Annotated in this window: 13 protein-coding genes and 1 other RNA gene; 6 read left to right on the top strand and 8 right to left on the bottom strand. The window is 41.1% G+C overall.

The features are described from left to right. Positions 1–46 precede the first annotated feature (46 nt). Together mgrA and ACP2AF_RS12965 are read left to right on the top strand one after the other, a co-directional pair. Positions 47–1,063 carry an L-glyceraldehyde 3-phosphate reductase gene (mgrA, locus tag ACP2AF_RS12970; protein ID WP_425236574.1) on the top strand — a complete coding sequence of 339 codons (1,017 nt, stop codon included), beginning with the start codon at positions 47–49 and terminating at the stop codon, positions 1,061–1,063. Positions 1,064–1,133: 70 nt separating this feature from the next. Beyond that, positions 1,134–2,636: a TolB family protein gene (locus tag ACP2AF_RS12965; RefSeq protein ID WP_425236573.1), complete on the top strand. Its 1,503-nt coding sequence runs from the start codon at positions 1,134–1,136 to the stop codon at positions 2,634–2,636. A gap of 102 nt (positions 2,637–2,738) precedes the next feature. Here the strand turns inward: ACP2AF_RS12965 and ACP2AF_RS12960 are convergent, their stop codons facing one another. After that, positions 2,739–3,374, bottom strand: a complete 636-nt coding sequence (locus ACP2AF_RS12960) for an NADPH-dependent F420 reductase (protein ID WP_425238031.1) — start codon at positions 3,372–3,374, stop codon at positions 2,739–2,741. Between the two features lie 88 nt (positions 3,375–3,462). Then, positions 3,463–4,230 carry a type 1 glutamine amidotransferase domain-containing protein gene (locus ACP2AF_RS12955; protein WP_425236572.1) on the bottom strand — a complete coding sequence of 256 codons (768 nt, stop codon included), beginning with the start codon at positions 4,228–4,230 and terminating at the stop codon, positions 3,463–3,465. Between the two features lie 110 nt (positions 4,231–4,340). Between ACP2AF_RS12955 and ACP2AF_RS12950 the strand changes: the two genes are divergently transcribed. Genes ACP2AF_RS12950 through ACP2AF_RS12940 form a run of 3 tightly spaced genes read left to right on the top strand, consistent with a single transcriptional unit; the run spans position 4,341 to position 5,694 of the window. Further along, positions 4,341–4,694 (top strand): winged helix-turn-helix transcriptional regulator, encoded by a 354-nt coding sequence (locus tag ACP2AF_RS12950; protein ID WP_425236571.1) that lies wholly within the window; start codon positions 4,341–4,343, stop codon positions 4,692–4,694. A 45-nt stretch (positions 4,695–4,739) separates the two neighbouring features. Next, positions 4,740–5,243 (top strand): cupin domain-containing protein, encoded by a 504-nt coding sequence (locus ACP2AF_RS12945; RefSeq protein ID WP_425236570.1) that lies wholly within the window; start codon positions 4,740–4,742, stop codon positions 5,241–5,243. Between the two features lie 25 nt (positions 5,244–5,268). Further along, positions 5,269–5,694 carry a cupin domain-containing protein gene (locus tag ACP2AF_RS12940; RefSeq protein ID WP_425236569.1) on the top strand — a complete coding sequence of 142 codons (426 nt, stop codon included), beginning with the start codon at positions 5,269–5,271 and terminating at the stop codon, positions 5,692–5,694. A gap of 120 nt (positions 5,695–5,814) precedes the next feature. Here ACP2AF_RS12940 and ACP2AF_RS12935 read toward each other — a convergent pair whose 3' ends face one another. From ACP2AF_RS12935 to ACP2AF_RS12910, 6 genes are all read right to left on the bottom strand, one after another. Beyond that, positions 5,815–8,874 (bottom strand): PVC-type heme-binding CxxCH protein, encoded by a 3,060-nt coding sequence (locus ACP2AF_RS12935; protein WP_425236568.1) that lies wholly within the window; start codon positions 8,872–8,874, stop codon positions 5,815–5,817. Between the two features lie 240 nt (positions 8,875–9,114). After that, complete coding sequence (locus tag ACP2AF_RS12930) at positions 9,115–9,534, bottom strand: CBS domain-containing protein (RefSeq protein WP_120714376.1); 420 nt, start codon at positions 9,532–9,534, stop codon at positions 9,115–9,117. Positions 9,535–9,900: 366 nt separating this feature from the next. Then, on the bottom strand, positions 9,901–11,469 hold the full coding sequence (rny, locus tag ACP2AF_RS12925; protein WP_425236567.1) for a ribonuclease Y: 1,569 nt from the start codon (positions 11,467–11,469) through the stop codon (positions 9,901–9,903). A 152-nt stretch (positions 11,470–11,621) separates the two neighbouring features. Continuing rightward, positions 11,622–11,731, bottom strand: a non-coding RNA gene (gene ssrS, locus ACP2AF_RS12920) — 6S RNA. A 50-nt stretch (positions 11,732–11,781) separates the two neighbouring features. Further along, the gene (locus ACP2AF_RS12915; protein ID WP_425236566.1) at positions 11,782–12,078 is read right to left on the bottom strand and encodes a cell division protein ZapA; all 297 of its coding nucleotides are present in this window, start codon (positions 12,076–12,078) and stop codon (positions 11,782–11,784) included. A 15-nt stretch (positions 12,079–12,093) separates the two neighbouring features. After that, positions 12,094–12,384, bottom strand: a complete 291-nt coding sequence (locus ACP2AF_RS12910) for a hypothetical protein (RefSeq protein WP_425236565.1) — start codon at positions 12,382–12,384, stop codon at positions 12,094–12,096. Between the two features lie 191 nt (positions 12,385–12,575). On the opposite strand from ACP2AF_RS12910, the gene ACP2AF_RS12905 reads away from it, so the two are divergent. Further along, entirely contained in the window at positions 12,576–14,267 is a 1,692-nt protein-coding gene (locus ACP2AF_RS12905) for a M23 family metallopeptidase (RefSeq protein WP_425236564.1), read from the top strand. Positions 14,268–14,270: the final 3 nt, after the last annotated feature.

The following is a 14,270-nucleotide window of genomic DNA, read 5'->3' as shown; positions in this document are numbered from 1 at the left end:
TTGTGCTTTTAGATTTTAGCTTAAATCATTTTAAATACATCAATTAATGAGTTTTGATAATCAATCAATCGGAAATTACGAGGCCAAGGAGAATCGCTATGACAAAATGCCCTATCGCCGTTGTGGAAGAAGTGGACTATTACTGCCCGCTATTTCCGTGGGTTTATGGCATAATTTTGGGCATTCGGACGATTTTACCAACGCCCGGGAAATTTTGAGAACCGCCTTTGACCATGGGATAACGCATTTCGATTTGGCCAATAACTACGGCCCTCCTTATGGTGCAGCAGAAGAAAATTTTGGTCGAATCTTTGAAAAGGATTTTCGGCCATATCGTGATGAATTGATCATTTCCAGCAAAGCAGGTTGGGATATGTGGCCTGGGCCTTATGGGAACTTTGGTTCCAAAAAATATTTAATCGCTAGCCTTGATCAAAGTCTACAACGAATGGGACTGGATTACGTTGATATTTTTTATCATCATAGACCTGATCCTGATACTCCTTTGGAGGAAACTATGGGCGCATTGCACCAAATCGTACAACAAGGTAAGGCACTTTATGTAGGTATTTCCCAATATCCTGCGGAACTAACACGCCAAGCGGCAGAAATTCTGCAGCAGATGGGCACGAAATTATGTATTCATCAGCCTCGATACAGCATGATGGATAGATGGGTTGAAGATGGGTTATTGGGTGAACTGGGTCGTCAGGGAACCGGAGCAATAGCTTTTTCCCCTTTGGAGCAGGGTATTCTGACGAATAAGTATCTAAAAGGAATCCCGGAGGAGTCCCGGGCAGTGAAAGACGGGAGATATCTTCAAAAAGAAAAAATAACTGCGGAATTAGTGGATAAAGTACAGCGATTGAATGCAATTGCAAAGGAAAGAGGACAGAGTATGGCACAAATGGCAATTGCCTGGTTGTTAAAGGATGAACGTATAACTTCGGTCCTTGTTGGTGTTAGCAGCTCTAAACAAATGTTGGACAACGTACGGACGACAGAGAACCTAGAATTCTCCCAAGAAGAGCTGAGCGAAATCGAAAAAATAATAAGTTCCTGATAGTCCATTTGTTTTAATCTTTATCAACGGGAATCGCAGTCCGTTCTATCAAACCTAAGGAAAACGAAACATGAAAAACAACCTCTTATTTTGTATAGTCTTTTTTTGCGCTACTGCCCTATCAACAAAGGCTCAAAATACACAAGGTATTTTTGAAAGCACTACAGATGTTGGAGCGGTTAAACATAAAGGTAATACGGATTACGATATGAACACCCAGACATATACGCTTTCCGGTTCGGGTGCCAATATCTGGTTTGAAAAGGATGAATTTCATTTTGCCTATAAAAAGTTGAATGGAGATTTTATTTTACGGACTCGAGGTAAATTATTGGGAAATGGTGTTGACCCTCATCGCAAATTGGGATGGATGGTACGAACTGGATTGAAGACCGGTTCTGCTATGGTCTGTGGAACAGTTCATGGAGACGGTTTAACCGCCATTCAATATCGCAAAAAAGACGGGATGAATGTGGAAGAGGTGAAATCGCCCATTAAAATGCCGGATATTATTCAATTGGAACGGCGCGGGCGAAGTTTTTTCTTTAGTGTAGCCAAGTACGGCGAGCCTTTTTGGACAGTAGAAGTTCCCGATTTTGATTTTCCTGAGGAAATGCTTGCGGGATTGTTTATTTGCTCGCATAATGCTGATGTTGTGGAGAAAGCTGAATTTGAAAATGTTCGAATTGTTCTTCCTGCTCCCTTAGATTTTGTCCCCTATACAGATTACATCGGCAGTCATTTGGAGTTAATGGAAGTAGATACCGGAAAGAGGAAAATTATATATTCCGTAAAAAACTCTATTCAGGCACCCAATTGGACCTCGGACAATAAGGCCTTGATCTACAATAGCGAAGGTTTAATATATCGGTATAATCTGGAAACCAACAAACCTTCTGTACTCCCCACCGATTTTGTAAGGAAAAACAATAATGACCATGTTTTATCCTTTGACGGTAAAATGCTCGGATTGAGCAGCTCCAGTGGCGAGCCTTCAAATGGCTCCTTAATCTATACGGTTCCTGTTTCAGGTGGCGTTCCGAAAAGAATAACAGTCCAAGGCCCTAGCTATTTACATGGTTGGTCGCCGGATGGAAAATGGCTAACCTATACCGCAGGAAGGAACGATATTTATAATATTTATAAGATTCCTTCTGATGGAAGCGGCCCAGAAATCAAATTGACAGACGAACCGACTCTGGATGATGGATCCGAATATAGTCCGGATGGAAAATATATCTATTTTAATTCGGCCAGAACAGGAACCATGGAATTATGGCGTATGCATCCTGATGGGAGTCATCAAGAACAACTGACCAATGACGCCCTCCAAAATTGGTTTCCCCATATTTCACCAGATGACAAATCGATTATTTTTTTGTCCTATCTACCAGAAGTGGATGCCGCTGACCATCCCTTTTACAAACAGGTATATCTAAGAAGAATCCCGGTTGGCGGTGGAGAGGCCAAAGTAATAGCCTATCTCTATGGTGGACAAGGAACTATAAATGTCCCCAGTTGGTCTCCGGATGGGAAATACATTGCCTTTATTAGTAATTCCGTAGTTGATTAAGTAAAGTAAAATATCTTGTCTATGCCACTTATGGTGGGGTTATATTACATTTAAAGTTTTAATACAGCTTGCTGTTCATATGATATTTTCTTTTTTTCAAGGCTATCGCTCCAAATAGGCCCAGGTGAAATTTGGATGATGCCCGTTGACCCTAACCATTTTTACCCATAAAAGGGTCATATGTTCTAAATGCAGGGCTTGTGACAAAACGCCGACATCCAATGTTTCAAAACCCATATCGGTATTTAACAAGGAAACCATGTTTTTGGCCTCTGCATCGTCTCCTGCAATAAGCATTACGGGCTTTATATTGAAATTCGGGAAATTGCTATTCATCAGGTTCTCATAGCCGTAGATGGTATAGGATTTTACAACTTTGGCATCCGGTGCCCATTCCTGTACTTTCTCGGCACCTGATATTTTGCTTTCCAGTCCATGGGAAATTCCTGCTCCCACCGGATTGGTACAGTCTACTAAAATCTTTCCATGAAACTGTAAAGGCTCCAAGATGGATTGGTTGATCCCAAAGGGTGTAGCTAAAAAAACAATATCGGATTCATTGATCGCTTCTTGGAGGGGTAAGGCCTTAAAATTGGGGTTTTTCTCTTTTGCTTTCCGAACGCTTGAGCTTTTTTCATCATCATGGGCAATGATAATCTCATGCCCTTTTTTTTGTAAGTTATCGGCCAATGCAAATCCTACATTACCGATTCCAATAAATGCCAGTTTCATATGTATTTGTTTTATAAAGACCCGGGTAAGGCAGTAAATTTATAAAATTGCCCCACTTGGAACAATGACTCTGTTACCCTAAAATTATGTATCACTATCCGTCCAATTGTTCTACAACTAGTCTTGCCGCTGCAGAACCAGAGTTTTGTTGTTGCCCCGTAATTAAGTTCCCATCTGCGATAGCGTAGGAAGAAAAGGGTGCCGCAACCTTAAAGTTGGTATTCGAAATTTTTCGGGCCTCCTCCTCTATGCGGTATGGTTGTATTTTTTGACCCACGGCCTTATCGGCATAGTCTTCCTCAGCATCAGAAAATCCGGTCCAGGTTTTGTCATCTACAATAAGATTTCCCATGCTGGTTTTGGCTTCCAACAATAAAGTAGTGGCATGGCAAACTACTGCGCTTGGCTTTCCAGTTTCATAAAATGCTGTAAAAAGATTTTCCAATGCTTCGTTTCCTCTATAGGTATACATGGGTCCTTGGCCACCTACAAGGAAGATGGCATCGTAATCGTTCTGATCCACCTTGGACAATTCTTGAGTGTTTTCCAACATAGTGTTGAACCAATCCAATTGTAAATAGCCCAGTGAAACAACATCATGAGCAGCATAGCCACTTGCATCTGTCGGATCCGAGTAGCTGTCCATTTCTACTTTACCGCCTTCCGTGGAAGCCAATTCCACCTCATATCCAGCTTCCTGAAAAACATGTAGCGGGTGTGTCAACTCGGCCGCCCAAAAGCCTATGGGCCACCCAGTTTGTTTTGAAATCGTGGGACTGCTAGCCACCATTAAAATTTTGCCTTTGGTCGGCATACCGTGTGAGTGTATGTAAGTCTGCGTTTCTTTGATTGTATTTTTCATTTTTTTATTTTTTCATTGACCAAATCTAGCCGTTATACTTACCTTTGGCAATATACTTACTCAATAGTGAGGTACTAACTTTTTAGAAAGTATTATTAAAATAAAGGTTTATGCCAGAATTTCTATATAACAACAAGCTATATTATAACCCCGTAGAGTTTGCTATGGATAGAATTGGCGGTACTTGGAAGATGCCCATTTTATGGCGGTTAAAGAATCGGGTTATGCGATTTGGCGAATTACGCAAGGATATTCCCCATATAACGGACAAAATGTTGACCTCTCAATTGCGACAATTAGAGGCGGAAGGCTTTGTACATCGGGAAGTTTATCCGGTTGTCCCTCCCAAGGTGGAATATTCCATAACCTCCAAAGGCAGGACAGCCATTCCTATTATAGAAACGATACGGAATTATGGACTTGAACTTATGGAGAAAGAGGGGATACGGACAAAACAAAATTAGGATTCGTTGCTCAGTAATAAACGGTTATCGACTCACCAGACCGGAATGAAGGAAATCGAAGAAATCATTGAAAATTTAGAGTTGAAACCTCATCCAGAGGGTGGATATTTTAGAGAAACCTATAGAAGTGAGGGTACTATAGACCAAAGGAACCTGGGCAAGGCCTATTCCGGTTTTCGTAACCAGGCTACCTGCATTTATTTTCTTCTTACTTCCAAGGCGTTTTCCGCCTTTCACAAAATTCAACAAGACGAAATCTGGCACTTTTACAAAGGCTCTCCAATAGAATTGCACATGATTTCACCAAATGGCGATTACTCCAAAGTACGAATTGGTAATGATTTTAATAAAGGAGAGCTACCTCAGTTCGTTGTGCCAGGAGGGTATTGGTTCGCTGCAGAAACCTTTAGTAAAGGGGCATATTCTTTAGTGGGATGTACCGTTTCGCCAGGATTCGATTTTAAGGATTTTATCCTTGGGGATCGGCAAAGGTTGCTATCACAATTTCCACAACAGCGTAATGTTATTACCCGGTTTACCAGGGTTTAGTATTTCATCATAATTTTGAAATGATATGGCAAAAGCTTTGACCCTTTTATTTTGTATAGGTATAATGCTCTCCTGTCGTAATGAAAGCTCGGGGAAAATTGAGGTGCTTACTTTGATGGATACCGATACGAGTTGGGATGGAAATAAACTTCCTAAATATCCAGATGGCCAACCCAATGTGAAAATCTTAAAATTCACCATTCCTCCAAAAACCAAACTTCCCCCTCACGAACATCTTGTTATTAATGCAGGAGTATTACTAAGTGGAGAACTAACCGTGGTGGATGAAAACAATAATAAACTATATCTAAAAGCAGGCGACCCCATTGTGGAATTGGTAAATACCATTCACTATGGGGAAAACGAGGGCACAGAACCTGCAGAGATTATTGTCTTTTACGCCGGAACCAAGGATATCCCTATTACGGTAAAAAAGAAAATGAAAAACTGAATCCAATACATGTTTAGCATTTATTGATTTCAGGATTAAGCCCAGGGATTGCGGAACATTCTTGTAACATCTATTCCTAAATGATTTCCTACCTAAATTCCCTTAGGGCAAGGCATCATATTAATTGGATGCCACAATTTCCTCCTCAACTTTTAGAGTTGTTAAAAATTCAACAAGATTTATTAGATCCTCTTGGGACATTACTTTGTGTAGCCCCTGTGTCATAAGGGATTGATCCATGGCTTCCAATTTTTTGATATTGGCCAATTGAATGGTCTTCCGGGTCCCCCCCATCATTTTTAAGGTGAGTTCGTCTTCCGTCTGGCTTAGGATATATCCAACATAGGTCTTGCCATCTTTCATTTTAGCGGTATATCCTTCATATCCAAAATTGATTCCCGCACTTGGATAGATAATACTGGAGTATAAGGACTGCCTGGAAAGTTTATTTCCTATGTCCGTCAAGGCAGGTCCAAATTCTATTCCCGTGGTACCGGCCCTATGACATGAACTACAATAGGTTCCGTAAATTTCCTCGCCCGCCAATGCATCTCCTTTTTGTTCGATCAGCGTTTCGATATTCCACTCGCCTGTTCCATCCCCGGTCAAATACTTTGGTGCGTTGGCACGAATTTCAGCGTCCCAACTGTTCATCAGTTTAAGTACCGCGGTTGTTTTATACGCCTTGGCCAAATCATTGTTCTGAAGCATTTCATACAATTTATGCCGTCCTTCCCATGTATTTCCCAAACCTTCCACAACCCTTTTTTTTAGAGGCCCGTCAAACTCTTCCTCATCCAGACTTTCCACCAACATTTCAATTGCCGAAGAATTATTGATATTTCCAATTATACCGAGAAGCTCCATCTTTTTTGACTCTTCCATACCGGATTTCAAATGACCCATTATCATTTTCCTACCTCCATAATCAAACAACACTCCGGCCGCCTCCTTCCGCAAATCCCCATCCGCCTCCGAATTGGACACCAAACGTAATAAAGGTTTATTTTGATCTTTTAGGCCTAGGTTTTTAACGGCCATTAACCACTCTGCCGTGCCTTCAATTTTGGGCAGAACACTTTTGACGATCCCTATATGTTTTCTAGAACTATTGACGAAGTCCTCATCAAGCTGTCCAATGGCCAACGCACTAATTTGATTGTGTAATGGATGCTCGGTCCTCAAAAGACCCAATATTAAATGGTTCTTTCGAGGATGTTCTTTAAAAGCGAATGCCCTGAAATAGGAGGGTAGAATTTCCCTGGACACCTCCTTGTCCCGAATCATCTCCGAAAGCATCGGAACGGAGGCATCCGCTCTTGTACGCCATACGATTTCCTGGCCGGCAAGATTTTTCCAATCAGCTCCTATGGCAGATTTCCAAGTATTAAAGTACAGATTGGGATAGATATCCGACCCAATCCCCAAGGCTTCCAAGTACCAGCGGTCACCGCCCTGATATTTTCTCGCAAGTTCCGCCCAAAGTTCAGCTGCTTTTGGTGTTCCTAAATGCCGCAATGCAATGGCGACCTCCCTCCTAACCTGCATAGAACTATCGTTCACCATTTGACTTAGATAGGCCTCCAATTTATTCTTTAAGAGATACCGTGCTATGCGGATACCCTGTACTCTGTATTTGTAATCCGTGTCCGAAAGTGCCAATTCCACATAATCATCTGTCTTGGAACCGATTTGGGCACCAAGCCATAATGCTCTTGCCTTTGCAGTACCTCCCTGGTCAATAAGCTCCTCTAAAATGGGTTCGGCCTCCTCTTGCATGGAATGCAACTTCTGCCATCCTCGATAAAATACGTCCATGTTATCCGAGAGCAACGCGGCTTTGGCTCCTTTTCCCGTTTTAAAATCGAATTTAGTAGGTTCATATCTATCTTTAACCGAGAGATGATAAACCCTGCCTTGGGCAATATCCTCCGCCTTATGGCCTCCCACACCACCATCATACCAATCTGAAATAAAAAGTGATCCATCCGGAGCAACAGCAACATCATCCGGTCTAAACCAATCGTCCGCACTCTTTACTAACTCATGAGTCTTAGCACTGTACCCAGCTCCCTTTTCCTCAACGATGTAATACCTGACCACATTGTGTCCTGGTTCTGCATGTATCAATTGATTATGATATTGTTCGGGTAAGAGGGCATCTTCATAGACCAGGATACCACAAGGAGAACCCGAACCTGTTTGCAACATATTCGGAACTGTACCCGGGTCGTTCAAATGCCAATGTCTTTTTGGAACTTCGTCATGCCAACCCGTTCTACGCTCCCGCCAATTTTCACCGGTCAAAAGATCCTTAAATCCATAATTTCCATACTCCATCAGATAGTTGATGCGGGTACCCCTATTGCCATCGTCATCGTTATCGGACTGCCATAGACCTCCATAAGAATCCACGGTAACCTCAAAGGGATTTCTAAAATTATGACCTAATACCTCAATATTGGAACCATCCAATTCACATCGAAATGCCATACCCTCACGATACGGACTTCCGGAATTGTCAATGGTATTTCCATAAATATCTTTGAGGGGATTTCCGTCTTTGTCCCTTAATTGTTTACCATTGTTTCCAAAATTAAAGTACAATCTACCATCAGGACCAAAAACAAATGCATGTACGCCATGATCATTATCTTCTCCTTCTATTCCGGTAAAAAGCACTTCCTTGGAATCAGGTTTATCATCACCATCTTCATCCGTAAAAACAAAAATATTGGGGCTAACAGAAACTATTACCTTATTCCCTAATACAGCGATTCCTAAGGCCGAGTTTACATCCTGTCCCTGATAAAAAACCTTGGACGTATCCGCTACCCCATCTCCATCAGTATCTTCCAAAATTAGAATACGATCACCCTTGTCGTCATAAGCGTTGTCCGGATTGGCGAACAATCTATAGTTTCTACCCTCACAAAGCCATATTCTACCTTTGGCATCTATAGCTAAATTGGTTGGATTGGTTACCATGGGTTCCCAAGCGAACAATTCCAATTGGAGGCCCTCTGCCACTTTCATAGAGGACAGGGCATTTTCGGGTTTCCGTTTTTCACTTTCCGAAAGACTGGAAAAATCGACACTCGGTTTTTTGTTTTGACATGAAGTGTATATTCCGAGGACAAAAACTATAATCGGAACCCAGGGAAGTATTTTAATATTCATTATATCTAGGGATAGAATTCTAATAAGCAATATAGAGTGTATCCCATAAAGTTATAGAAAAAAATCCGGGAAGAATTACAAAGGCAAAATCCGATTACTTTTCGAGTATTTCCTTTTAGTTTAGGACAATCAAGTGCGAAAATACATGTTGGAAGTCCATAATGGTGATGTTACAAAAGAATATAGTTTCGCAAGGATACTTCTTCATCCAATGTTCAGCAAAAAATTCGGAAGAGCCCCTTAAAACTGCTCGAGCAAATAATTGATCAAATCTGTGGTTGTAACTATTCCCACCAATTTTCCATCATCCACCACGGGAATCGCATGAAATTCCCTATCCGACAGGATTTCCGCAACCTCCTGTACAGAAGCTGTTGACGGAACACTGATCAAGGTTTTAGCCATTACCTGCCCAATGGTAAACATATTGTAGACCATGGTTTCTACGGATTCTTCATCTTCGTCAACGGCATCGGCGAAGCTGATCCGCAAAAGGTCGGTATAGCTTAACATTCCTATAATCTTTTCTCCAGATACTACTGGAATATGGCGAATACGGTGCTTTTTGAAAAGAAGTTCCGCAGTTTCCAAATTATCTGCATTGTTCAGGGTAATAACGTTCCTAGTCATTATTACCGATACGGGTGTTTGCTTTTTCATCTCTTCGGGTTTAAAAATCATTTTAAAGATAGAATTCAAAACCCCCAAAAAGTATGATAAAAGTCATTGAACCTTGAAGAGCAAGACAATATTTTTGCAAAGTTTGAGGCGTATTCCAACATTATGAAAAGGGAATAATTTGTTTCAGATATGTTCTAAAAAGCTTTTTATTGGATAGAGACTTTTAGGTTTAGAACAAATCGTCCCGTAGCTTCACAAAAGAGAAAATCTCAAGTAATGTGAACTTGGAAAAGTTATAAAGGTTTCTGGTGCAGATTCAACCCGTACTTACTTTTTCCGATTAGCGTCCGATAAGGAAAGAAAAGACACTTTTCCAGGGACTTCCTTAATCATAGGCCGTAAATCCTATTTGGCAACGTTCACGGATCGGGTTTCCCGAATTACGGTTATCTTCACTTGTCCTGGATAAGTCATATCCGTTTGAATTTTTTGTGAAATCTCAAAAGACAACTGTGCCGCTTTATCATCACTCACTTTTTCACTTTCCACGATTACGCGAAGCTCTCTACCTGCTTGTATGGCATAGGCTTTTTGGACACCTCCAAAACCGAAGGCAATGTCTTCCAAATCCTTGAGTCGCTGTATGTAAGAATCCAAAACTTGCCTTCGTGCACCGGGTCTTGCCCCACTAATGGCATCGCAGACCTGAACTATGGGAGAAATAAGGGTCTTCATTTCAATCTCGTCATGGTGGGCACCTATGGCATTGCAAACATCTGGCTTTTCGCCAAACTTATCGGCCCATTGCATTCCTAAAATGGCATGTGGTGTCTCCACTTCTGCTTCGGTATTGGGTACTTTGCCAATATCATGTAAGAGTCCAGCTCGTTTGGCCAATTTTGGATTGAGACCCAATTCAGCTGCCATTACGCCGCACAGCTTGGCAACCTCCCTGGAATGCTGTAATAAATTCTGACCGTAGGAGGATCGGTATTTCATTCTTCCCACTGCTCTTATTAACTCGGGGTGCAACCCATGTATACCTAAGTCAATAACTGTACGTTTACCTACTTCTACGATTTCCTGTTCTATTTGTTTTTCCGTCTTTTTTACGATTTCCTCGATACGTGCAGGATGTATACGGCCATCCGTAACCAATTTGTGCAGGGACAGCCTTGCTACTTCTCGACGTACGGAATCAAAACAAGACAAGATAATAGCTTCTGGGGTATCATCTACAATAATTTCTACACCGGTAGCCGATTCCAAGGCCCTAATGTTCCTACCTTCCCTACCAATAATCCGACCTTTTACATCATCGGATTCCAAGTTAAAAACGGAAACACAATTTTCTACCGCTTCCTCCGTACCTATGCGCTGAATCGTATTTATCACAATCTTTTTCGCTTCTTGCTGCGCCGTTAATTTGGCTTCCTCCAAAGTGGTTTGCATATAGGCCATAGCGTCAGTCTTGGCAGTTTCTTTAAGGGATTCCAACAATTGGCTCCTAGCTTCTTCGGCAGAGAGACCGGAAATAACCTCTAATTGCTGTACTTGGCTTTTATGCAATTTTTCAAGCTCGGATTGTTTTTTTTCATAGAACTCGGTCTTATGATCCACATCCTTTATTTTCCTTTCAAGTTGCTCGTTCAGCTTTTTGTTCCGTGCCAACTCATTGCTTATCTGAGACTCTTTGTCACGGGTTCTCTTCTCCGCTTCTCCAATTTTTTTGTTTTTATTGATAATGACCTTTTCATGTTCTGCCTTAAGCTCCAAGAACTTTTCCTTGGCCTGGAAAATCTTATCCTTTTTAGTAGTCTCCCCTTCCAATTTAGCACCCTTGATAATTGATGCCGCTTCTCTTTTGGCATTTGTTATGGTCTTTGAAGCCTTGCCCTTCTCCATAAACTTGGCAATGACAAAGCCTACAATAAGTCCAATGATTCCAGTTATTATTGCTATAGTGCTTTCCATATTATCGAAAATTAAAATTATTAATCTGCTTGTACAAACAGATTTCGCCCAGCAGCGAAATTAATGCGACCAATAATTTTGATGAATACTTCCGCTATCATCAAAATGAGGCCTTACCCATAAAAAAAGCCCACATTGGAGAAGTTTTGTACAAACTCCTATAAACAAGTTTAGGGCTAACAGACTGCTCAAGGATCCTTATACTAGTAAGGCCTGCTTTTACAACCTAAACTCACCCTTTTCAAACAAATTAGTGTTGAGTTCGTCAAAAGATAATACCAATGTGGGCAGTAACTATATATTTAAAAGAACTTATTTTAAGCTTAGTTTGGAATTAACAAGATCATCCAACGCCCTTAGGCGTTCTTTGGCCTTTTTGGCCCCTTCTGACTGGTCAATGCCACCTTGCTCTATTTTTGAAGCAAACTGCAGTGCGCACATGGCCAGCACATCTTGTTTATCCCTAACAGCATAGTTTTGCTCAAACTTTTTGGCCAATTGTTCAATATTCTTGGCTGCTTTCCGCAATCCTTCTTCCTGGGAAGGATCAATTGTTAAGGGATATACCCTATCTGCAATTGAAAGTTTGATCTTTAACCTTTCCTGCATTATAATTTTTAAGCATTATTCCGAGAGCTGGGCTATACAATGATCCAACTCCCTGATCAATGTGTTTATCTTAAGCTTAGCTTCTGTTTTATTTGTATTACTGCCCAGCATTGAATTAGCGAGTTTTAGCGAATTGTATTTTTCCTGCCACTCCGCGACTGAATCCAGTGTACTGTCCCTATCGCTTTTTACCGCCATCAATTCATTTTCAAGCTTTGAATTGGCCTGTTGGAGTAATTCCATTTTGTGTAACAACTTGCTAATTTTGTTCTCCAAGGAATCAACAATTTGTACCAATTCGCTCATGTAGCTATTCAATGCATGTTACACAAAGTTAACATACATCTAACGACTTAGCAATACTTTTTTCAATTATTCTTGAAGCAATACTTTAATTGAGGATAAATCGTTGAGTACTATGGCAGGTCTATATTTGGATCAATCCACTTTCAGGGATTCAAAGTGATTAATTACTTTCGTACCCACATATTTACGTTATGCGAAAAGTTGTTTTAGGGGTACTCTTGCTAAATTATATGACCACATGGGGACAGGAAAACTATCCCAAAGGGGCTTTTGGATCACCCATGGGTATTCCCCTGATCTTGGCAGGAACTTTTGGGGAATTGCGTTCGAATCACTTTCATGCGGGTATCGACATAAAGACACAACAACGGCAAGGTCTTCCTATTTACACCATTGGGGATGGAAGCGTTACACGCATTAAAATATCACATTGGGGGTATGGAAAGGCAATCTATGTGGCGCACCCCAACGGATATACTTCGGTTTACGCGCATCTCCAAAAATTTTCGCCCAATCTGGAGGAGTACATCAAAAAAATACAATACCAAAAAAGATCCTATGAGGTGGAAGTGTTTCCGGACTATGGGGAACTTAAGGTAGCGAAAGGGGAAGTAATCGCCTATAGCGGTAATACCGGTGGGTCTTCCGGTCCCCACCTCCATTTTGAAATACGGAGCAGTATCTCGGAAAAACCTACAAATCCCTTATTGTACGGTTACGAGGTAAGGGACGCCACCAACCCAACATTATTAAAACTTTATGGGTTTCCGCTCTCCAAAGACGCCCAAATAAACCAAAGTCAGAATAAAATACAAATCAATTTTTCAAAACAGAGGGACGGTACTTTCCTTGCGGATAAGGTTCGGGCTGCAGGCACCATCGGTTTTGGTTTTGTTGGACATGACAGACAAGATATGGCAGCCAATAAAAACGGGGTCTACTCAGTACAACAATTGGTAAATGGAAAGATATATTCTGACTATAGTTTTGAGAAATTCTCATTTTCCGAAACCCGGTATATCAATACATTGATCGACTACCATCACTTTGGAAAATACAAACAACGTATTCAGAAATCCTTTAAATCTCCTGGGAATCGGCTTAGTATATATAACACCCTTCATAACGATGGAAAGATCGTGGTTAGGGAAGGCCTAAGTTATAATGTTGAGTTGCTTATCAAAGATTTTGAAGGTAATCTGGTTAAATTACGTATTCCAGTAGAAGGCAAAAAAGAAGCGATAAAAAAGGAACGGGAAGAAAAAAAGACCGACTATTATGTAATTGCCAAAAAACCGAATAATTATGATTTGGGGGCAGCCAAGGTGTATTTTCCATCGAATACGTTTTACGAGGATTTTTATTTGGATTTGGAAAAAGGTGAGGATACGGTTAAAATCCACAACAACACTGTTCCTGCCCACCGCAATTTTACGATAACCTTTGATACTTCAAAATATTCCGAAAACGAGCGCAAACAGCTGTTTATAGCACGTCTGGACAAGAAGCTTAAGCCCAATTACACTTCTACCTATAAAAGAGGGGACGTGTTTACCGCCAGAACGCGAAATCTAGGTACTTACACCTTGGCCAAGGACACCGTGGCCCCAAAAATCCGGACCAAGAATTTTAAAGCAAAGCAGTGGCTCAACAATTACCGCTACCTAAGCTTGTACATTACGGACGATCTGAGTGGTATCGATTCTTATTCGGCCACCTTGAACGGTGAATGGATCTTAATGGAATATGAACCCAAAACCAAAACCATAACGTATAATTTTGATGATGTCATTCTGGACAAAAAGCAGTGTGAGCTGAAGGTTGTGGTAACCGACAATGTCGGAAACAGTAGTACCTTATCAACAACATTTTATAGAAAGTAAAGG

The organism is Ulvibacterium sp. (assembly GCF_965248315.1).
Classification (GTDB): domain Bacteria; phylum Bacteroidota; class Bacteroidia; order Flavobacteriales; family Flavobacteriaceae; genus Ulvibacterium.
This window is presented reverse-complemented; position numbering and strand designations above follow the sequence as displayed.

Bases quoted from the DNA above. Each gene is read 5' to 3' on its own strand.
- ACP2AF_RS12935 (WP_425236568.1), bottom strand. From the start codon at position 8,874: ATGAATATTAAAATACTTCCCTGGGTTCCGATTATAGTTTTTGTCCTC.
- ACP2AF_RS12965 (WP_425236573.1), top strand. From the start codon at position 1,134: ATGAAAAACAACCTCTTATTTTGTATAGTCTTTTTTTGCGCTACTGCC.
- ACP2AF_RS12945 (WP_425236570.1), top strand. From the start codon at position 4,740: ATGAAGGAAATCGAAGAAATCATTGAAAATTTAGAGTTGAAACCTCAT.
- ACP2AF_RS12950 (WP_425236571.1), top strand. From the start codon at position 4,341: ATGCCAGAATTTCTATATAACAACAAGCTATATTATAACCCCGTAGAG.
- rny (WP_425236567.1), bottom strand. From the start codon at position 11,469: ATGGAAAGCACTATAGCAATAATAACTGGAATCATTGGACTTATTGTA.
- mgrA (WP_425236574.1), top strand. From the start codon at position 47: ATGAGTTTTGATAATCAATCAATCGGAAATTACGAGGCCAAGGAGAAT.
- ACP2AF_RS12940 (WP_425236569.1), top strand. From the start codon at position 5,269: ATGGCAAAAGCTTTGACCCTTTTATTTTGTATAGGTATAATGCTCTCC.
- ACP2AF_RS12905 (WP_425236564.1), top strand. From the start codon at position 12,576: ATGCGAAAAGTTGTTTTAGGGGTACTCTTGCTAAATTATATGACCACA.
- ACP2AF_RS12955 (WP_425236572.1), bottom strand. From the start codon at position 4,230: ATGAAAAATACAATCAAAGAAACGCAGACTTACATACACTCACACGGT.
- ACP2AF_RS12910 (WP_425236565.1), bottom strand. From the start codon at position 12,384: ATGAGCGAATTGGTACAAATTGTTGATTCCTTGGAGAACAAAATTAGC.
- ACP2AF_RS12915 (WP_425236566.1), bottom strand. From the start codon at position 12,078: ATGCAGGAAAGGTTAAAGATCAAACTTTCAATTGCAGATAGGGTATAT.
- ACP2AF_RS12930 (WP_120714376.1), bottom strand. From the start codon at position 9,534: ATGAAAAAGCAAACACCCGTATCGGTAATAATGACTAGGAACGTTATT.